Below are 18,954 nucleotides of genomic sequence, written 5' to 3'. Positions count from 1 at the left end.
CTCAAAACGCGAGGCCGGTGCGCTCGGCCACCGTATGCATGTCCTTGTCGCCACGGCCCGACAGGTTCACCAGTAGCAGCTTGTCACGCGCCAGGCTCGGTGCGAGCTTGGCTGCATACGCGAGCGCGTGGCTGGACTCGAGCGCGGGAATGATGCCCTCTATGCGGCAGCAGTCGTAAAACGCCTTCAGCGCCTCATCATCGGTGATTCCGACGTACTGTGCGCGGCCGATATCGTGCAGCCACGCATGTTCCGGCCCGACACCCGGATAGTCCAGCCCCGCGGAGACCGAATGCGTATCGTTGATCTGCCCGTTCTCGTCCTGCAACAGATAGGTGCGGTTGCCATGCAGCACGCCGGGCATGCCCCCGATCAGCGACGCCGCGTGCCGGCCGCTGTCCAGTCCATCGCCGGCCGCCTCCACGCCGATTAATTGCACCGCCGTGTCGTCGATGTAGGGATAGAAAATGCCCATCGCATTCGAGCCGCCCCCCACACACGCGATCACCGCGTCCGGCTGGCGGCCGACTAGTTCGGGCATCTGCACGCGGCACTCGTCGCCGATCACGCGCTGAAAGTCGCGCACCATCATCGGATACGGATGAGGGCCGGCCACGGTGCCGATGATGTAGAACGTGTTCTCGACATTCGTAACCCAGTCGCGCATCGCCTCGTTTAGCGCGTCCTTCAGCGTGCGCGAACCCGAGTCCACCGGCACGACGGTCGCGCCAAGCAGCTTCATCCGGTAAACGTTCGCCGCCTGCCGGCGCACATCTTCGACGCCCATGTACACCACGCATTCCATGCCAAGGCGCGCGGCGATCGTCGCCGTGGCCACGCCGTGCTGGCCGGCGCCCGTCTCCGCGATGACGCGCGGCTTGCCCATACGGCGCGCCAGCAACGCCTGGCCGATCACGTTGTTGACCTTGTGCGCGCCAGTGTGATTCAAGTCCTCGCGCTTCAAGTAAATCTGCGCACCGCCGAGCAGCTCGCTCCAACGCTGTGCGTGATAGATCGGCGACGGACGGCCGACGAAATGCTTCAGCTCGCGCGCATATTCGTCGACGAACTCGGGATCCTGCCTGTATTTGTCGTACGCGTCGCACAGTTCGGCGAGCGCATGAACCAAGGTTTCGGCGACGAACACGCCACCATAAGGGCCGAAGTGGCCACGTTCATCAGGCAAGTTGTACATTGCGTCACTCTCGTCAGACAGGGCCCGCGCGTCACGCGAGCCCACTGTTCACCGGGCGTCCATCGCCGCCGCTGCCACATCTGCGGCCCGCACGGCATCGACGAACGCCGCCATTCGGGCATGATCCTTCACGCCCTTTGCACCCGGCACTTCGATGCCGCTGGACACATCCACGGCATATGGGCGCACACGGTGGATGGCGTCAGTTACGTTTTGCGCGTTCAACCCACCACTCAAAACGGCCTGACGCGCGATGTCTGCTGGAATAAGTGACCAATCGAAAACCTTTCCGCCCCCACCATAGCCGGCGACCAGCGTATCAAGCAGCAAGCCCGTCGCGCAAGCATAGTTAACCGATGATTCTACCAAATCAGCCGGCCGGGTATCCGGTCCGACACGTAGGGCGCGCATCCAGCGCAGGCCCGCGCGCCCCGCCAAGGCGGCGCAGCGCTGCGGCGTCTCGTCACCGTGAAATTGCACCATGCCGAGCGGCACCGCGTCGAGCACCTGTTCGAACAGCGCGTCGTCGGCATTGACGAACAGCCCCACCACAGTCACGAATGCCGGGACTCGGCGCGCCAGCGCGGCGGCAAGCTCGATGCTCACACAACGCGGGCTAGGCGGATAAAAAACCAGTCCAATCGCATCCGCGCCCAGTGCGACCGCGAAATCGACGTCTTGCGCAGTGGACAGACCACACAGCTTCACGCGCGTGCGCCGCGCACGGCAGACCGGCGCGGCGGCCCCGATGGTTGCGGGCTCAGTCACGATTCCATACCTCGCTGAACGGCAAACTGGCGAGATTGGGCGGCGGCACGCCGAAGTCGTCAGGATAGCCCACCTGCGCCAGATACAGGCCGTCCGGCATGAACGTCGGCGCCGCGTGCTTGCGCTCGCGAGCGGCCAGCACTTCGGCCATCCAACGGGCCGGATGCCTGCGCCGTCCCACCGACACCAGGCAGCCCATGATGTTGCGCACCATGTGATGCAGAAACGCATTCGCGCGAAAGCGCAAATGCACGAACGGCCCGTGCTCGACGATATCGATTGCATACAGGTGCTTGACGGGTGTCTTCGCCTGGCAATCGGACGAGCGAAACGACGAAAAGTCGTGTTCACCGATTAAATAACCGGCGGCCTTGCGCATCCTCTCGACATCCAGCGCCGTATGAACCCACCCGGCGCGCCTCGCGAGCATCGGCGAGCGCACTGGATGCACGTACAGCACATAGAAATACGTGCGCTCGAACGCTGCAAAGCGCGCATGAAAAGTTGGCGGCACCGGCTTGGCCCACTGCACCGAGACACTGGGCGGCAAGAACGCGTTGACTCCCCGAACCCACGAAAATTCCGCCCGGTCGAGCTGTGTATCGAAATGCACGACTTGACCGAGCGCATGCACGCCCGTGTCGGTACGGCCGGCGACGACAGTGGGCAGCGACACTTGCGCGAACTGCTCCAGTGCACGCTCGAGCACGTTCTGCACCGTATTGCCGTGCGGCTGCGCCTGCCAGCCGCAGAATGCGGCGCCGTCATACTGGAGTCCCAGCGCGATGCGCATCGCCACCCCGCTCAAAGCGGCGCGAGCGCGGCGTGCAGCTTCCGCGCCTCGTCCAGCGTCGTTGGGTCGTTCGACGCGATGACTTCGCTAACCAATGCGCGCGCGCCCGCCGCATCGCCTAACTCCATGTATTCGACGGCCAGATTGAGCTTGTGACGGGCGATCGCGGCGAGTTCGTCCGGCGTCGACACAACGGACGATTGCTCGGCCAGCGGCGGCAAATCGAGATCGAAATCGAGGTTCAGTGCGCCGAAAGGGGCGGCACCGACGCGGGGCGGCAGCGCAACGGATGGTGGCGGGGCCATCGGTGCGTCGCGCTCGACGGCAGCAATCGCCGCATCGTACACGCTCGACGACGTGGACGACAGCGGCGGCAGCGACAGCTCCAGCGATGCCAGCGCGGCAGCGGCGTGTGCCGGAAAGTCGGGCGCCAGCGGCGTTTGCCGCTCACCGGCGTGCGTTGCCGTGACAGTCGGCGATTCGGCTGCTGAGGTGGCTAAAACAACACCCGATGACGGCGGCGCAACGTCCGGACCGTGCTCGACCGTGTCACCGCGCGACAACGCGTCGTGTACTCCGGCGGCGGAAACGGCCCCAGGCAGCAGGCCGGCCTTACCAGCGTCACCGGTCGGGCCTTCGCGCGCCGTGTCAGCGGCATGGGCTGCCGCGCGCTGCCGTCGTCGCACCAGTGCAATCAGCAACCCCATCAACAGGACCGCCAGCGCAGCAGCACCCGCCGCGATCGCTGGCGACAGACGTAGCGAAGCACCCGTGCGGGCCGACGCGTGGTCCGTACCCTGGCTCGCCGCCACGGCAGGTGTCGAGACCGCCCGTGCCGCGGACGAGGACGCGACGCCACCCGACGCGGCAGTGCCCGACGCTGATGGCTGAACCGGCACACCACCGCGCGACGCGGCGCTTGCAGCTGCGGCGCTACCCGCAACCGGTGCATGTGCGCCGGAGGTCGTCACCACGACCGACGCCGCGGGCGGCAGTGCATTGCCGGCGACGCCCGCCGCGGCCGTCACCGTCGCCACCGCGCCGTCTGGTACCCGGATCACCGCGCCGATCTTCAAGCGGTTCGGATCGCGCCCCATGAACGCGCTGGGATTGGCCTCGAACAGCAGCGCCACCATCCTGTCACGCATCGTCCGGTCGTTGGACTGGATCACAGCACTGGCTATGTCGTTCAGCGACTGGCCAGGCTTGACGACAAAACGATTGGAGCTTGCGTTGTCGGCAGCCGATGCGCCGGCCGTGCCGGCCGCGCTGGTATTCGTTCCGGCTGCCGCCGCGCCCGGCGGCAACACCACAACTATTGCCGCCACCGCCACAGCGCACGCGCCCCCTGCTCGAACACTCATTGATACTCCTGCATCGCCACGATGCGTGCTAACCTGAGCCGCCGTTGGCTTGTGCCACACGCCGGCGCCGATCCCAGTCGGCTTTCGATCACAAAAGCAGAATCTTAAAACGAAAAAGGCGCCACGCAGCGCGCAACGCCCTTGTCTTTCGCGCGCACGGGCACGCGCGTTGTTCGCTGGCGGATCAACGCTCGAGCAAAATGCGCAACATCCGGCGCAGCGGTTCGGCAGCGCCCCACAGCAACTGGTCGCCGACCGTGAATGCCGACAGGTATTCGCCGCCCATCGCGAGCTTGCGCAACCGGCCGACCGGCACCGACAACGTGCCGGTCACGTTGGCCGGCGACAGCCCGTGCATCGACGCGTCGCGCTCGTTCGGCACGACCTTCACCCAATCGTTCGCCGTCGCCAGCATCTGATAGATCTCGTCAAGCGGCACGTCCTTTTTCAGCTTGATCGTCAATGCCTGTGAGTGGCAACGCATCGCACCGATGCGCACGCACAATCCGTCAACCGGGATCGACCCCGGCTCGCCGACGGCTGGACGGCCGAGGATCTTGTTCGTCTCGGCGCCACCCTTCCATTCTTCCTTTGACATGCCATTGCCCAGGTCCTTGTCGATCCATGGAATCAGCGAACCGGCCAGCGGCACGCCGAAATGCTGCGTCGGCATCGCGTCACTGTTCATCGCGGACGACACGCGGCGGTCGATGTCCAGGATGGCCGACGCGGGATCGGCCAGTTGCGGCTCCACCGCGCCATGCAGCATCCCCATCTGCGCCAAAAGCTCGCGCATGTTTTGTGCGCCGGCCCCGGACGCGGCCTGATACGTCATCGCGGTCAGCCAGTCGACCAGGTCGTGCTGGAACAATCCGCCCAGCGCCATCAGCATCAAGCTCACGGTGCAATTCCCACCGATGAAATCGCGTCCGCCACGCACCAGCGAATCACGGATCACGTCGAGATTGACCGGATCCAGGATGATCACCGCATCATCCTTCATCCGCAGCGCAGATGCCGCATCGATCCAGTAGCCCTTCCAGCCAGCGGCGCGCAGCTTCGGATAGACGTCGTTCGTATAGTCGCCCCCCTGGCACGTGATGATCGCGTCGCAGCGCTTTAGTTCGTCGATATCGGACGCGTCCTTCAGTTTCGTGTCCGTGTTCGCGAATGCCGGCGCCGCACCGCCCGCATTGCTGGTACTGAAGAAGACCGGCTCTATCAGGTCGAAATCGCGCTCCTGTTGCATACGTTGCATCAGGACGCTGCCGACCATGCCACGCCATCCAACGAAACCTACGTTCATGACTTACCTTTGGGATCGATTCTTCCCCGCATCTGTCCCCAGTGTGACCGCGCGGGGAAGATGAGGCGGACACGACTGGACACAATCAAGTTTTGATCGTTTTGCGGGTGCGAATAATCGTCGTGCTAATAGGCGTGCGATGCGCCGCGCGCACGGCCGCTAATTTCCGCTCGCGCGAACGCGCGCCGCGATCGTCACCGATGATCGCGGCAACCAGGTTCGTGGAGCAGGATGCTGGCATCATGGTGCGCAGTGTACACGAAATCGTAGCGCGATGGCGCCAAACTGATTCAAAAAGCGAACCGATTCAGCAACTTGCACCACCTCGGACAAATCGCCTGGGCGGTCTCAGCGCGCCAGCGCCGCGATGACCGCATCGCCCATTTCGCGCGTGCCGACTTGCTTGCAACCCGGCGTGGCAATGTCCGCGGTGCGATAGCCTTGCGCGAGCACACGCTTGACCGCGTCCTCGATCCGGTCCGCCTGTTCGGCGCGCCCCAGAGAGTAGCGCAACATCATCGCAGCCGACAGGATCGTTGCGAGCGGATTGGCCACGCCCTTGCCCGCGATATCCGGCGCCGATCCGTGCGACGGCTCATACAGGCCCTTGTTATTCGCGTCAAGCGACGCGGAGGGCAGCATCCCGATCGAGCCGGTCAGCATCGCGGCTTCGTCGGACAGGATATCGCCAAACATGTTGCCCGTGACAACCACATCGAACGCCTTGGGCGCCTTCACCAGTTGCATCGCCGCGTTGTCGACATACATATGCGAGAGTTCGACATCCGGATAGTCGCGCGCCACGTCGATCATGACGTCCTTCCACAGTTGCGACGTCTCCAGTACATTAGCTTTGTCTACCGAGGTCAACCGCTTCGCGCGCTTTTGCGCGGCCTGGAAGGCTACGTGCGCAATCCGTCGCACCTCCGGCTCCGCATAGCGCATCGTGTCGAAACCCTCGCGGCTGCCGTGGAACGGGCCGTCCGGCGCGTCGCGCAGGCCGCGCGGCTGGCCGAAGTAGATATCGCCGTTCAGTTCGCGCACGATCAAGATGTCCAGTCCGGACACGATCTCCGGCTTCAGCGATGACGCACCGGTCAACTCCGGATAGCAAATCGCCGGACGAAAGTTTGCGAACAACTGCAAGTGCTTGCGCAAGCCAAGGATTGCCTGCTCCGGGCGCAACGCACGCTCGAGCTGATCGTATTTCCAATCGCCGACCGCGCCGAACAGGATCGCGTCCGCGTGCCTAGCCAGCGCCAGCGTGGCGTCCGGCAACGGGTGCCCGCTTGCCTCGTAGCCGGCGCCGCCGACCGGAGCCTGCTCCAGCTCGAAGCGCTCGTCGAGCGCATTCAGTACTTTTACTGCCTCGGTGACGATTTCCGGGCCAATCCCATCGCCCGGCAACACGGCAATCTTCATACGTTCCATTCCAAAGACATTGAACCGAAAGGCACGACGTGCAGCGACGCGTGCCGCCTCAACCGACGAGTCGATTGGTCAGCCACGGTTGATGGGCCAGCCGCTCGGCCTCGAACTGACGAATCCGGTCGGCATGACGCAGCGTAAGACCGATGTCGTCAAACCCGTTGAGCAGACAGTACTTGCGAAACGGTGCAACATCGAACTCGAACACGTGGGCGCCGTCCACGGTGCGCACCTGCTGCTGCTCCAGGTCGATCGTCAGCTGGAAGCCGTTGAATGCGGCCGTGTCGTTGAACAGCCGGTGCACATCGGAGTCGCGCAACACGATCGGCAGCAAGCCGTTCTTGAAGCAGTTGTTAAAGAAGATGTCTGCAAAGCTGGGCGCGATGATCGCCCGAAAACCATACTGCTGCAATGCCCACGGCGCATGCTCGCGTGAACTGCCGCAGCCGAAGTTCTGGCGCGCAATCAGGATCGAGGCGCCCTGGTAGCGCGGCTGGTTCAGCACGAAATCCGGGTTCAGCGGCCGCTTCGAACAATCCTGGCCCGGCTCTCCATGGTCCAGGTAGCGCCACTCATCAAACAGATTGGGACCAAAGCCCGTACGCTTAATCGACTTCAGGAACTGCTTCGGAATGATGGCATCGGTGTCGACATTCTCGCGATCGAGCGGTGCGACGATACCGGTATGAACGACAAATTTTTCCATGACTTCCTCGAACGTGATCGAGTCCTGATCGAACCAGGGCGGGCCCGCCGTCGCGGGCCGTGTGCGTGACCCCGTGACCTGCGGCGCGACCCGCGTTACTCCGCGGCCTTCTTGATCGTCGCGTCAGGCCAGCTGACGCACGTCGACAAAATGACCTTCGATGGCCGCCGCGGCTGCCATCGCCGGGCTGACCAGGTGCGTGCGTCCGCCGTTGCCCTGGCGCCCCTCAAAATTGCGATTCGACGTCGATGCGCAGCGCTCGCCCGGCTCGAGCCGGTCCGCGTTCATCGCCAGGCACATCGAGCAACCCGGCTCGCGCCATTCGAACCCGGCGTCCTTAAATACTTTGTCGAGCCCCTCGCGCTCGGCCTGCGCCTTCACGAGCCCGGAGCCCGGCACGACCAGCGCCTGTCGGATGCTCGGTGCAATGCGCCGCCCGAGCTTGCGCACCACGTGCGCGGCCGCGCGCAGATCCTCGATCCGCGCATTCGTGCAAGAGCCGATGAAGACCTTGTCGGGCTTGATCGCCTCGATCGGCGTATCGGGCTCCAGCACCATGTACTGGAGCGCACGCTCCATCGCATCGCGCTTGACCGGATCCTTCTCGCGCTCCGGGTCCGGCACCCGTGCGTCGATCGAGGTAACCATCTCCGGCGACGTGCCCCACGTCACTTGCGGCACGATCTGCGCGGCATCCAGCTCGACGACGCGATCAAAGTACGCGCCTTCATCGGAGCGGAACGTGCGCCAATACTGCGCGGCCTGCTCGAACTCGGCGCCCTTCGGCGAGAACGGCCGCTCGCGCAGATAGTCGATTGTCGTGTCATCGACCGCCACCATCCCGGCACGCGCGCCGGCCTCGATGGCCATGTTGCACACGGTCATACGACCTTCCATCGACAGCGCACGGATCGTCGAGCCGTCGAATTCAATCGCGTAGCCGGTGCCGCCCGCCGTGCCGATGCGCCCGATGATCGCGAGCACGATGTCCTTGGCCGTGCATCCACGCGGCAACACGCCATCAACTTTGATCAGCATGTTCTTGCTTTTTTTCTGTAGCAAAGTCTGCGTGGCAAGCACGTGTTCGACCTCGGACGTACCAATGCCGTGCGCGAGCGCGCCGAACGCGCCGTGCGTCGACGTGTGGGAATCGCCGCACACGATCGTCATGCCGGGCAACGTCGCGCCCTGCTCCGGCCCAATGATGTGAACGATGCCCTGCCGCTGGTCGTTCATCTTGAATTGCGTGATGCCATAGGCGTCACAGTTGGCGTCCAGCGTATCGACCTGCAGCTTGGACACCGGATCGGCAATGCCGTGGCTGCGGTCGGTAGTCGGCACGTTGTGGTCCGACACCGCCAGGTTCGCGCTGATGCGCCACACCGGTCGCTGCGCGAGCTTCAGGCCTTCAAATGCCTGTGGCGAAGTCACCTCGTGCAGCAGGTGCCGGTCGATATAAAGCAGCGTGGTGCCGTCTTCCTCGGTATGGACGACGTGCGAATCCCACAGTTTGTCATACAGGGTCTGGGGCATGGCGTTCAGTCTCGGGTCAGTGCTGGACCGTGGTATTGAAGGGACAGCGTAAGTCGATGTTGCGTTGGTCCACGCACCGATTATGCCAGCAGCACGGGCAGATTCGCTACCTCTTTGATAAAAAAACCTTATAAAAACATATACTTATGGTGGTATTCGCAATACCTGGATAAATACTGCCAGCTTTATTGATGCACGCTGCAGCCCTACGGCGTTCGACTGCTGCCGGTCTCGACTGTTGCCAGTCATTACCGGCAATCCCAACGCATACGCATCGGAGACAGCTGCATACGGCGGCCCAGCCTACAACAATCCCGGCGTGGAAAAAGCGCACGGGCCAGAGGCGCCTGTCCAGCACCTCTGGCCCGCTCTGTCCTCGGCCTAATCAACCTTGACGGCCGGTTCACGCAGACTGCCCGTTCACACAGGCTACCGGTTACGAGCCGCCGAACACCGACAGCCGCAACACGCAGGTCCGCTCTTACCGCTTGTCGATCGGCTTCACCTCGCGCGACGTATGGCCGATAAACAATTGACGCGGACGACCGATCTTTTGCTCCGGCTCCGAAATCATCTCGCTCCACTGCGCGATCCAGCCTACCGTACGGGCCATCGCGAAAATACATGTGAACATCGACGTCGGAATACCGAGCGCGCGCTGCACGATGCCGGAATAGAAATCCACGTTCGGATACAGCTTGCGCGACACGAAGTACTCGTCCTCGAGCGCGATCTTCTCCAGCTCCATCGCCAACTTGAACAGCGGATCATCGTGCAAGCCAAGCTCGTTGAGCACTTCGTGGCACGTCTCGCGCATCAACTTCGCGCGCGGATCGTAGTTCTTGTACACGCGGTGGCCAAAACCCATCAGCTTGACGCCGGAGTTCTTGTCCTTGACCTGCTTGATGAACTCGGGAATCCTGTCCGGCGAGCCGATTTCCTCGAGCATATTCAGCGCCGCCTCGTTGGCGCCGCCATGCGCCGGCCCCCACAGGCACGCGATCCCCGCGGCGATACACGCAAACGGATTGGCGCCGGACGAGCCGGCCAGCCGCACAGTCGACGTCGATGCGTTTTGCTCGTGATCCGCGTGCAGGATCAAGATACGGTCGAGCGCGCGCACCAGCACATCGTTGACCACATATTCCTCACACGGGTTCGCGAACATCATGCGCATGAAGTTTGCGCTGTACGACAGGTCGTTACGCGGATAGACGAACGGCTGGCCAATGCTGTACTTGTAGGCCATCGCGACGAGCGTCGGCAGCTTCGCAATCATCCGGATCGCCGATACATCACGATGACGCGGATCGTTGATGTTCAGCGAGTCGTGGTAGAACGCCGACAGCGCACCCACCGCCGCCGTCAGGATCGCCATCGGATGCGCATCGCGGCGAAAGCCCCGGAAGAAGAACTGCATCTGCTCGTGGACCATCGTATGCTTGGCCACGGTATCGACGAATTCCTTCTTCTGCTGTTGATTCGGCAGATCGCCCTTGAGCAGCGCATAACACGTCTCGAGAAAGTCCGCGTTCTGCGCCAGCTCGTCGATCGGGTAGCCGCGGTACAGCAGCTCGCCCTTGTCGCCATCGATATAGGTGATCGAGGAGTTGCACGACGCGGTGGACATGAACCCCGGGTCATACGTGAATTTGCCGGTCTGGCCGTACAGCTTGCGGATGTCGATCACATCCGGGCCCATCGTGCCCTTGTAGATCGGCAGTTCGACACTCGGCGAATTGTCGCTGAACGATAGCGTGGCTTTAACGTCTGACGGGGTCATGGCAGATCCTCAATCGTGGTATAGGAAACAGTTTGCGATATGACGCATGAATCACACCGTGCGCAGCCAACCGAGTACGCGCGCCACGTCGGGCGTCGCGAGCGCTCCATCGGGTTCGCTACGCGACAACAGCAGGTCCATCAGCTCGTTGTCGGACAACTCCAGCAGTTGCGTGAGCGCGCCGACGTCCGCGTCGCTGAGTGCATGTTCATATCGGCTGAAAAAACGCTCGAAAATCAGATCGTTTTCCAGCAGGCCGCGTCGCGCGCGCCAGCGAAGCCGCGCGCGACGAGTAGGGTCGGACTGATGAGACGATGACACGTCAGCCTCAAACCGCCCGGCGCACCATCAGTTCCTTGATCTTGCCGATCGCCTTTGTCGGATTGAGCCCCTTCGGGCACACGTCGACGCAGTTCATGATCGTGTGGCAACGGAACAGACGATACGGGTCTTCCAGGTTGTCCAGCCGCTCGCCGGTTGCCTGGTCGCGGCTGTCGGCAATGAACCGATACGCTTGCAACAAACCCGCCGGGCCGACGAACTTATCCGGATTCCACCAAAAGCTGGGGCACGACGTCGAGCAGCTCGCGCACAAGATGCACTCGTACAGGCCGTCGAGTTCGTCGCGCTCCTCGGGCGACTGCAACCGCTCCTTCTCCGGCGGTGGCGTATCGTTGATCAAATACGGCTTGATCGAGTGATACTGGTTAAAGAACTGCGTGAAGTCGCAAATCAGGTCGCGCACGACCGGCAGTCCCGGCAACGGACGCAGCACGATCTTGTGCGGCAGCTCGTTCAGGTTCGTCAGGCACGCCAGCCCGTTCTTGCCATTGATGTTCATCGCATCCGAACCGCACACGCCTTCGCGGCACGAGCGGCGGAACGAGATCGTCTCATCGATTGACTTGAGCTTGACCAGCGCGTCGAGCAGCATCCGGTCATGCGAGTCGAGCTCGATCTCGTACGTCTGCATGCGCGGCGCGGCGTCCTTGTCCGGATCGTAGCGGTAGATTTCAAAAATACGTTTTGCCATGTTCGTTTCCTTTGACTTGCTACGCGTCGCTCAAAAGGTCCGCGGCTTCGGCGGGACCGGATCGACCGTCAACGGCTTCATGTGGACCGGCTTGTAGTCCAGACGGTCGCCTTCGCTGAACCACAGCGTATGGCGCAGCCAGTTTTCATCGTCGCGGTGCTCGTAGTCGCTCTGCGCGTGTGCGCCCCGGCTTTCCTTGCGCGCCTCGGCCGACACCATCGTCGCACGGGCGACTTCGGTCAGGTTGGCCAGCTCGAGCGCCTCGACGCGCGCAGTATTGAACACTTTCGACTTATCCTTCAGATGCACGTCGCCAGCGCGCGCGCACACTTCGCGGATCTTCACGACACCTTCGGCAAGCAGCTTCGACGTGCGGAACACACCCGCATGCGCCTGCATCGTCTTGCGGATGTCCGCCGCCACCGCCTGCGTGTACTCGCCCGACGTGGACGCATCGAGCTTGGCCAGCCGCGACAACGCAAAATCGGCCGCATCGGCCGGCAGCGGCTTGTGCTCCTTCACGTCCTTCACGTGCTTGATGATGTGATTGCCGGCCGCGCGGCCGAACACCACGAGGTCCAGCAACGAGTTCGTGCCAAGACGGTTCGCGCCGTGGACCGATACGCACGAGCATTCGCCGACCGCGTAAAAGCCGTTGACCGGCTCCTTATGACCCTTCGGCGTGCCGACGACCTGGCCATGGATATTCGTCGGGATGCCGCCCATTTGGTAATGGATCGTCGGCACCACCGGAATCGGCTCCTTGATCGCATCGACGTTCGCAAACTTCAGCGCGATCTCGCGAATCGACGGCAGGCGCTTCATGATCGTTTCCGCGCCGATGTGCGACAGGTCCAGCAGCACGTAGTCCTTGTTCGGACCACAGCCGCGCCCTTCCTTGATTTCCTGATCCATCGAGCGCGACACAAAATCGCGGGGCGCCAGATCCTTCAGCGTCGGCGCGTAGCGCTCCATGAAGCGCTCACCATTCGCGTTGCGCAAGATGCCGCCCTCGCCGCGCACCCCTTCGGTGATCAGCACGCCGGCGCCCGCAACACCGGTCGGGTGGAACTGCCAGAATTCCATGTCCTGCAGCGCGATGCCAGCGCGCGCGGCCATCCCGAGACCGTCGCCGGTGTTGATGAACGCGTTCGTCGACGCATTAAAGATGCGCCCGGCCCCGCCAGTCGCGAACAACGTGCACTTGCCCTCGAGAATGTAGACGTCACCGGTTTCCATCTCGAGCGCGGTTACACCGAGCACGTCGCCTTCGGCGTCGCGGATCAGGTCCAGTGCCATCCATTCGACGAAGAAATGCGTTTTGGCCTGCACATTCTGCTGGTACAACGTATGCAACAGCGCGTGGCCGGTGCGGTCCGCAGCCGCGCAAGCGCGCTGCACCGGCTTCTCGCCATAGTTCGCGGTATGGCCGCCGAACGGGCGTTGATAGATCGTGCCGTCTGGATTACGGTCGAACGGCATGCCGAAGTGCTCAAGCTCGTAGACCGCGTTTGTCGCCTCACGGCACATGAACTCGATCGCGTCCTGGTCGCCAAGCCAGTCCGAGCCCTTGATCGTGTCATAAAAGTGGTAGTGCCAGTTATCCTCGCTCATGTTGCCAAGCGATGCGCCGATGCCGCCTTGTGCGGCCACCGTGTGCGAGCGGGTCGGGAACACCTTGGAGAGCACGGCGACCGACAAGCCAGCCTTCGCCAGTTGCAGCGACGCGCGCATCCCGGAGCCACCCGCGCCGACGATCACCACGTCGAACTTACGACGCGGCAGCGAATTCTTGATTGCAACCATGCTTTTAAACTCTCCAGAGAATCTGTGCGGCGTAGCCCGCGCACGCGACGAGCCAGACAATCGTCAGCACCTGCAGCACGAGCCGCACGCCGACCGGCTTCACGTAATCCATCCAGATGTCGCGCACGCCGACCCAGGCGTGGTAGAAAAGCGCGAGCAGCGTGACGAACGTCGCGAGCTTCATCCATTGGATCGAAAAGATCGCCGCCCAGCCGTCATACGAAAAGTTACCGGCCGAGAAGAACCAGACGAGCAGGATGACCGTGTAGATCGCCATGATCGCCGCGCTCGCGCGCTGCGCAATCCAGTCGCGCAGCCCATAGTGAGCGCCGACGACGAGACGCTTCGGCCCAATGCGGTGATTCGCTGCCATTTAAAAAACTCCGAACAGTTTGAGCGCGACGGCGATCGTAAGCACCGACGACACCACGAATACGACGATCGACGTTTGCTTGCCGCCCTGCTTCGTGACCGCACGGTGCGTGTCTAGCAGCAAGTGGCGCAGTCCGGCGCAGAAGTGGAACAGGTACGCCCACGACAGCACGAGCACGATGAGTTTGACTAGAGGATAGGAAAAGAAAGCTTTCAGGGACGCAAAGCTGAGTTCCGAAGTCAGGCTCTGCTCAAGCAGGTACAGCGAGAAAGGCAGCAGCAGGAACAGCAGCGCACCGCTGACGCGATGCAGGATGGACACACGGCCCGCGAGCGGTAGCCGGTAAGTCAGTATCTGGCCGATACTGATATTCCGGTACTCCGGTCTTGGTTTTTTTACGGCTTCAGCCATTGCTAGACCCCAAGTTGAGACACCAACCCGTAATTTTAACGCCTTTTCTTTTCGCGATGCATCGCAACAATGTTGCGCCGGCGTTCTTTCGGGCGCCAGTGTTGCAAGATTGCTTTGCCCTATACGCAACAGTAGGCGTTGCGCCACGCGCACGACGCGCGCCAGACCGGGCTGCCGCGCGTCGGTGCCATCGTCTTTTTCTGTCAGCTCAAATCGTTTTGGTAATGGTATCCGGCCGTCACATACCAGCCCCGCCGCACCTCGACCGGCCGATCACCGTACGTGTACGACACGCGATCGACCGACAGCAGCGGATAACCGGACGCGACCCCCAGCAACGCGGCCACCGCCGCGTCGGCGGCCACCGCGCGGATCTTTTCGGACGCGCGGATCATTCGCGTACCGAACTCCGTCTCGAACATCGCATACAGCGGCCCCTTATACTCGGACAACCGCTCCAACGTGAGCCCGCGAAACATCGCACCGGGCAGCCAGATCTCATCGAGCACCGTCGGCTTGGCCTCGAACTCAAGCACGCGCTTGACCAGCACCGCCGGGTCCGCGGGCTTGAGTTCCAGCTGCCGGGCGATCTCCGCCGGTGCGCGCAAGCGCCGTACCTCCAACAGGCGGCTCTCGTGCGGCTGCAGCTCGCCCTGGTCGGGCAGTAGCCGCAGGAAACGGAACTGCACGCGGTCCTCGTTGTGGGTCGCCACGAACGTGCCCTTACCTTGGCGGCGCACAAGCAGGTTGCCGGCGGCCAACTCGTCGATCGCTTTGCGCACGGTGCCCTGGCTGACCTTGTAGCGTGCGGCTAATTCCACCTCGCTCGGGATCATCTCGCCCGGCTTCCACTCGCCCGATTCCAGGCTTTGCGTGATCAGCGCCTTGATCTGTTGATAAAGCGGGCTGAATGTGGGCGACGGCGCGCCCGTGGCCGGGCCGCGCTCGGCGCCGTCCGTCGTGTTGCCCGGGCTCGCGTGGATCGAATTCATGGCGCTATTTCATCATGAAGGTCGCCACACCGTCCATCTTTTTTCATCCTATTCATATGTCTTATATAAGATATAAGATACGATTGACTTTACCCCCTTCGGCTCCTAAACTGCGTTGTTGTGCAATGCTTCACGGCGCATCGTGCTAGATCGGCGTGCGATACGCCGCGCAATGCGGAACGACCGAAATTTACCGGCACGCCCCGTTTAGCTGCGTGCGCGAGCACCGCATCCCAGCAGGTGGTTCGCCCATGCGGCAAACGAGACCGCGCTTCACCAACGCGCGACGAACGTCAGCCCAAGCATGCTGCAAAGAGCCACGCGGCGCGCTTAAAATGACGTTCTTTGTTGCGTTCAACGTCTCGTCCTGGAGATTTATCAATGGCTAAGCCCGCTCAGCGCGTTGCCGTCACCGGCGCCGCAGGTCAAATTGGTTATTCGCTGCTATTTCGCATCGCCAATGGCGACCTACTTGGCAAGGACCAGCCCGTCATCCTGCAACTGCTCGACCTGCCGCAGGCGCAAGCCGCCGTCAAGGGCGTGGTGATGGAGCTTGAGGACTGCGCTTTCCCGCTGCTGTCCGACGTGGTCGTCACTGACGATCCGAGAGTTGCATTCAAGGATGCCGACGTTGCGCTGCTGGTCGGTGCCCGCCCCCGCTCTAAGGGCATGGAACGCAAGGACTTGCTGTCGGCCAATGCCGAGATCTTCACGGTGCAGGGCCGCGCGCTTAATGAAGTCGCTAGCCGCGACGTGAAGGTGCTGGTGGTGGGCAACCCGGCCAACACCAACGCCTATATCGCGATGAAGTCGGCGCCGGACTTGCCCAAGAAGAACTTCACCGCGATGCTGCGCCTGGACCACAACCGCGCGCTGTCACAACTGGCCGCCAAGGCCGGCAAGCCGGTCGCCTCAATCGAGAAGCTCGCGGTATGGGGCAACCACTCGCCGACGATGTACCCGGATTTTCGCTTCGCAACGGCCGAGGGCCAGTCACTGACCCAACTGATCAACGACGATGAATGGAACCGCAACGTGTTCATCCCGACGGTGGGCAAGCGCGGCGCGGCGATCATCGAGGCCCGTGGGCTGTCGTCGGCCGCGTCCGCAGCCAATGCGGCAATCGACCATGTGCGCGACTGGGTGCTCGGCTCCAACGGCAAGTGGGTCACGATGGGCGTGCCGTCCGACGGCTCGTACGGCATCCCGGAAGACATCGTCTATGGCGTGCCAGTGATCACCGAGAACGGCGAGTACAAGCGCGTCGAGGGTCTGGAGATCGATGCCTTCTCGCGCGAGAAGATGGACGCCACGCTCAACGAGCTGCTCGAGGAGTGTGACGGCGTGCAGCACCTGCTCGGCTAAACCGGCACACGCTTCATGCCGACGATGCGCGCCTTGACGCCTGCCGATGTCCTGTTCGATGGCGAAACGCCGCCCGCGCTGCTGCCCGCGTGCGATCACTACGCGGGCAGTGAGAAGCTGATGCGCAAGTCGCTCGAGCTGCAGCAGCGGCTCGGACCGGTGTTCGACATCACGCTCGATTGCGAGGACGGCGCGCAGGTCGGGCGCGAGGCCGAGCACGCGGCGCTGGTCGCCTCGCTATTGCACGGCGAGGTCAATCACTTTGGCCGCGTCGGCGTGCGCATCCACGCGTACGATCATCCGCATTGGCGCGACGACGTGCGCATCGTGCTACATGCGCCACGGCGCCCGCCCGCGTACATCATGTTGCCGAAGGTGCGTGGGCTACACGAAGCGGCCGAGCAGTGCGCCTTCATCGACGCGGTGCGCCGCGAGACGGGTCTGCACGCCCCCATCCCGATTCATTTGCTCATCGAGACGCATGCCGCGCTCGACTCGGTATTTTCGCTGGCCGCGCTGCCAGCCGTGCAATCGCTGTCGTTTGGCCTGATGGATTTTGTCTCCGCGCATCACGGCGCAGTTCCTGACGCCGCGATGCGTTCGCCGGGACAATTCGACCATCCGCTGGTGCGCCGCGCCAAGCTCGAGATTGCCGCGGCCTGCCATGCGCACGGCAAGGTGCCGTCGCACAACGTGACGACCGACGTGCGCGACGCGCAACGCGTCGCGCAGGATGCCGCGCGGGCCCGCGACGAATTTGGCTACACGCGGATGTGGAGCATCCATCCGGCGCAAATCGAGCCGATCGTCGCCGCCTTCGCGCCGCGCGACGACGAATTGGCGCTTGCCACCGACATCCTGCGTGCCGCACAGCAGGCGCAATGGGGGCCCATTCGCCACCGCGACACGCTGCACGACCGCGCGAGCTACCGCTACTACTGGTGCGTGCTGCGCCGTGCGCAAGCGTCCGGTCGGCCGCTTGCGAGCGACGTCGCAGCCTGGTTCACGCCTGCTGGGGACACCGTGTCGGACGCCGCCGCGACGAAGTACGCCGCAACGACAAACCCAATATCTGTCCCCTTGTTAAATAGACGAGAATAACGTCCGGCCAACAGCGCGCACCGCCCGCGCGCCCGGTTGACGCCCATTTTTCGAGGTATGGATACAGATGAAGTCACTCTCTATCGCCACCGCCATCGGCGTGCTCTGCGCCACGCTGTTCGTCACTGCCGACGCGTGCGCCGCCACGTCCGCCGCAACCGGAGCCAGTTCCGTGTCCGCCAAATCCGGCGCAAAGAAACCCGAGCCGAACCATCGATTGTTCAAGAAGCGCGTCGCCAAGAAGGCCGCCACGAAAAGGATAGCCGATCCGATGCCGGAAGGCGCGACGAAATGGGGCTGTGCGGAAAATAGCGAGTTTTTCGTGAGTGGCGACATGAAGCGCGACCAGATTGTCACCGTGCATTGGGCAGGCAAGAATTACAAGCTGCCGCGCGAGCAGACGACCACCGGCGCCGATCGCTTCCACGACGCGGCGACGGGACTGGATCTGATCGTGATCCCGACCAAGGCAATGCTGTTCTCCGACAAGAACAGCTCTCGACTGGCCGACGAATGCAAGACGCCCGAAATGGTCGCCGGTGCGCCGGCGCCGATCCAGACCGAGGCGCTCAAGCAGCGTCCGGCTCTGTTGCAAGGTAACTGAGCGACACCAGGCCGTATACCAGGACCCCCGCCATGTCTGCGCCGATCTCGAACGTGCGACCCGAACCGGATTCCGTGCTGGTCTACAGCATCGACTACGTGCAGCACTACCGCGTCGACAGTGCGCTCGCGCTAGAGACGGCGCGCTACTGCCTGCTCGACACGCTTGGTTGTGGGCTACAGGCGCTGTCCTGCCCGGCCTACACGAAGCTGCTCGGCCGGCTTGAGGCGACTGACTATGAGGACGAAGTCGCACGCAACGCGCGCAACCCGATCGGGCATCCGCGCCGCCGCGCCGACGGCATCCCGTTGCTGGTTGACAAGTTCCGCGCGAATCTTGCGCGTCGCTTCGCCGACAAGCAGCGCAACGCCATTGTTGACGTCTCGCTGGACC

Annotated in this window: 18 protein-coding genes and 1 pseudogene; 4 read left to right on the top strand and 15 right to left on the bottom strand. The window is 63.0% G+C overall.

What is annotated here, in order from left to right:
• Nucleotide 1 precedes the first annotated feature (1 nt).
• The 15 genes from trpB to B0O95_RS10995 form a co-directional block, all read right to left on the bottom strand.
• On the bottom strand, nucleotides 2–1,195 hold the full coding sequence (gene trpB, locus B0O95_RS11065) for a tryptophan synthase subunit beta (RefSeq protein WP_104077942.1): 1,194 nt from the start codon (nucleotides 1,193–1,195) through the stop codon (nucleotides 2–4).
• A 48-nt stretch (nucleotides 1,196–1,243) separates the two neighbouring features.
• The gene (locus B0O95_RS11060) at nucleotides 1,244–1,963 is read right to left on the bottom strand and encodes a phosphoribosylanthranilate isomerase (RefSeq protein WP_104077941.1); all 720 of its coding nucleotides are present in this window, start codon (nucleotides 1,961–1,963) and stop codon (nucleotides 1,244–1,246) included.
• Nucleotides 1,956–2,756, bottom strand: coding sequence for a tRNA pseudouridine(38-40) synthase TruA (gene truA, locus B0O95_RS11055; protein ID WP_104077940.1), 801 nt, complete (start codon nucleotides 2,754–2,756; stop codon nucleotides 1,956–1,958). The genes B0O95_RS11060 and truA overlap by 8 nt, the downstream gene beginning before the upstream one ends.
• Before the next feature lie 11 nt (nucleotides 2,757–2,767).
• On the bottom strand, nucleotides 2,768–4,120 hold the full coding sequence (locus tag B0O95_RS11050) for a FimV/HubP family polar landmark protein (protein ID WP_104077939.1): 1,353 nt from the start codon (nucleotides 4,118–4,120) through the stop codon (nucleotides 2,768–2,770).
• A 184-nt stretch (nucleotides 4,121–4,304) separates the two neighbouring features.
• Complete coding sequence (asd, locus tag B0O95_RS11045; protein WP_104077938.1) at nucleotides 4,305–5,426, bottom strand: aspartate-semialdehyde dehydrogenase; 1,122 nt, start codon at nucleotides 5,424–5,426, stop codon at nucleotides 4,305–4,307.
• A gap of 348 nt (nucleotides 5,427–5,774) precedes the next feature.
• Nucleotides 5,775–6,848: a 3-isopropylmalate dehydrogenase gene (gene leuB, locus B0O95_RS11040; RefSeq protein ID WP_104077937.1), complete on the bottom strand. Its 1,074-nt coding sequence runs from the start codon at nucleotides 6,846–6,848 to the stop codon at nucleotides 5,775–5,777.
• Nucleotides 6,849–6,906: 58 nt separating this feature from the next.
• Nucleotides 6,907–7,560, bottom strand: a complete 654-nt coding sequence (gene leuD, locus B0O95_RS11035; RefSeq protein ID WP_104077936.1) for a 3-isopropylmalate dehydratase small subunit — start codon at nucleotides 7,558–7,560, stop codon at nucleotides 6,907–6,909.
• A 123-nt stretch (nucleotides 7,561–7,683) separates the two neighbouring features.
• Nucleotides 7,684–9,093, bottom strand: a complete 1,410-nt coding sequence (leuC, locus tag B0O95_RS11030) for a 3-isopropylmalate dehydratase large subunit (protein WP_104077935.1) — start codon at nucleotides 9,091–9,093, stop codon at nucleotides 7,684–7,686.
• A 481-nt stretch (nucleotides 9,094–9,574) separates the two neighbouring features.
• Nucleotides 9,575–10,876: a citrate synthase gene (gltA, locus tag B0O95_RS11025; RefSeq protein WP_104077934.1), complete on the bottom strand. Its 1,302-nt coding sequence runs from the start codon at nucleotides 10,874–10,876 to the stop codon at nucleotides 9,575–9,577.
• Between the two features lie 51 nt (nucleotides 10,877–10,927).
• Nucleotides 10,928–11,197, bottom strand: coding sequence for an FAD assembly factor SdhE (locus B0O95_RS11020; protein WP_104077933.1), 270 nt, complete (start codon nucleotides 11,195–11,197; stop codon nucleotides 10,928–10,930).
• A 7-nt stretch (nucleotides 11,198–11,204) separates the two neighbouring features.
• Complete coding sequence (locus B0O95_RS11015) at nucleotides 11,205–11,909, bottom strand: succinate dehydrogenase iron-sulfur subunit (protein WP_076786497.1); 705 nt, start codon at nucleotides 11,907–11,909, stop codon at nucleotides 11,205–11,207.
• 30 nt (nucleotides 11,910–11,939) lie between these two features.
• Nucleotides 11,940–13,715: a succinate dehydrogenase flavoprotein subunit gene (gene sdhA / locus B0O95_RS11010; protein ID WP_104077932.1), complete on the bottom strand. Its 1,776-nt coding sequence runs from the start codon at nucleotides 13,713–13,715 to the stop codon at nucleotides 11,940–11,942.
• Between the two features lie 4 nt (nucleotides 13,716–13,719).
• Entirely contained in the window at nucleotides 13,720–14,088 is a 369-nt protein-coding gene (gene sdhD, locus B0O95_RS11005) for a succinate dehydrogenase, hydrophobic membrane anchor protein (protein ID WP_104077931.1), read from the bottom strand.
• Nucleotides 14,089–14,499 carry a succinate dehydrogenase, cytochrome b556 subunit gene (sdhC, locus tag B0O95_RS11000; protein ID WP_076786491.1) on the bottom strand — a complete coding sequence of 137 codons (411 nt, stop codon included), beginning with the start codon at nucleotides 14,497–14,499 and terminating at the stop codon, nucleotides 14,089–14,091.
• 203 nt (nucleotides 14,500–14,702) lie between these two features.
• Nucleotides 14,703–15,491 (bottom strand): GntR family transcriptional regulator, encoded by a 789-nt coding sequence (locus B0O95_RS10995; protein ID WP_104077930.1) that lies wholly within the window; start codon nucleotides 15,489–15,491, stop codon nucleotides 14,703–14,705.
• 381 nt (nucleotides 15,492–15,872) lie between these two features.
• Here B0O95_RS10995 and B0O95_RS10990 point away from each other — a divergent pair, with 381 nt between their 5' ends.
• The 4 genes and pseudogenes from B0O95_RS10990 to prpD form a co-directional block, all read left to right on the top strand.
• On the top strand, nucleotides 15,873–16,856 hold the full coding sequence (locus B0O95_RS10990) for a malate dehydrogenase (protein ID WP_104077929.1): 984 nt from the start codon (nucleotides 15,873–15,875) through the stop codon (nucleotides 16,854–16,856).
• A gap of 24 nt (nucleotides 16,857–16,880) precedes the next feature.
• A complete protein-coding gene (locus B0O95_RS10985) occupies nucleotides 16,881–17,957 on the top strand; it encodes an HpcH/HpaI aldolase/citrate lyase family protein (protein WP_104077970.1) in 1,077 nt (358 codons plus the stop codon).
• Between the two features lie 67 nt (nucleotides 17,958–18,024).
• On the top strand, nucleotides 18,025–18,561 hold the full coding sequence (locus B0O95_RS10980; RefSeq protein ID WP_104077928.1) for a hypothetical protein: 537 nt from the start codon (nucleotides 18,025–18,027) through the stop codon (nucleotides 18,559–18,561).
• Nucleotides 18,562–18,593: 32 nt separating this feature from the next.
• Nucleotides 18,594–18,779, top strand: a pseudogene (gene prpD, locus B0O95_RS10975) (2-methylcitrate dehydratase); the annotation flags it as partial.
• Nucleotides 18,780–18,954: the final 175 nt, after the last annotated feature.

The sequence above is a fragment of the Mycetohabitans endofungorum genome (assembly GCF_002927045.1).
Classification (GTDB): Bacteria; Pseudomonadota; Gammaproteobacteria; order Burkholderiales; family Burkholderiaceae; genus Mycetohabitans; species Mycetohabitans endofungorum.
The sequence above is the reverse complement of the archived record's forward strand: the minus strand, read 5'-3'. Positions and strand labels throughout refer to the sequence as shown.

What these genes read in the sequence shown, in the direction of transcription:
- trpB (WP_104077942.1), bottom strand. Translation starts at nt 1,195, where the DNA reads ATGTACAACTTGCCTGATGAACGTGGCCACTTCGGCCCTTATGGTGGC.
- truA (WP_104077940.1), bottom strand. Translation starts at nt 2,756, where the DNA reads ATGCGCATCGCGCTGGGACTCCAGTATGACGGCGCCGCATTCTGCGGC.
- B0O95_RS11050 (WP_104077939.1), bottom strand. Translation starts at nt 4,120, where the DNA reads ATGAGTGTTCGAGCAGGGGGCGCGTGCGCTGTGGCGGTGGCGGCAATA.
- asd (WP_104077938.1), bottom strand. Translation starts at nt 5,426, where the DNA reads ATGAACGTAGGTTTCGTTGGATGGCGTGGCATGGTCGGCAGCGTCCTG.
- leuB (WP_104077937.1), bottom strand. Translation starts at nt 6,848, where the DNA reads ATGAAGATTGCCGTGTTGCCGGGCGATGGGATTGGCCCGGAAATCGTC.
- leuD (WP_104077936.1), bottom strand. Translation starts at nt 7,560, where the DNA reads ATGGAAAAATTTGTCGTTCATACCGGTATCGTCGCACCGCTCGATCGC.
- leuC (WP_104077935.1), bottom strand. Translation starts at nt 9,093, where the DNA reads ATGCCCCAGACCCTGTATGACAAACTGTGGGATTCGCACGTCGTCCAT.
- gltA (WP_104077934.1), bottom strand. Translation starts at nt 10,876, where the DNA reads ATGACCCCGTCAGACGTTAAAGCCACGCTATCGTTCAGCGACAATTCG.
- B0O95_RS11015 (WP_076786497.1), bottom strand. Translation starts at nt 11,909, where the DNA reads ATGGCAAAACGTATTTTTGAAATCTACCGCTACGATCCGGACAAGGAC.
- sdhA (WP_104077932.1), bottom strand. Translation starts at nt 13,715, where the DNA reads ATGGTTGCAATCAAGAATTCGCTGCCGCGTCGTAAGTTCGACGTGGTG.
- sdhD (WP_104077931.1), bottom strand. Translation starts at nt 14,088, where the DNA reads ATGGCAGCGAATCACCGCATTGGGCCGAAGCGTCTCGTCGTCGGCGCT.
- sdhC (WP_076786491.1), bottom strand. Translation starts at nt 14,499, where the DNA reads ATGGCTGAAGCCGTAAAAAAACCAAGACCGGAGTACCGGAATATCAGT.
- B0O95_RS10995 (WP_104077930.1), bottom strand. Translation starts at nt 15,491, where the DNA reads ATGAATTCGATCCACGCGAGCCCGGGCAACACGACGGACGGCGCCGAG.
- B0O95_RS10990 (WP_104077929.1), top strand. Translation starts at nt 15,873, where the DNA reads ATGGCTAAGCCCGCTCAGCGCGTTGCCGTCACCGGCGCCGCAGGTCAA.
- B0O95_RS10985 (WP_104077970.1), top strand. Translation starts at nt 16,881, where the DNA reads ATGCGCGCCTTGACGCCTGCCGATGTCCTGTTCGATGGCGAAACGCCG.
- B0O95_RS10980 (WP_104077928.1), top strand. Translation starts at nt 18,025, where the DNA reads ATGAAGTCACTCTCTATCGCCACCGCCATCGGCGTGCTCTGCGCCACG.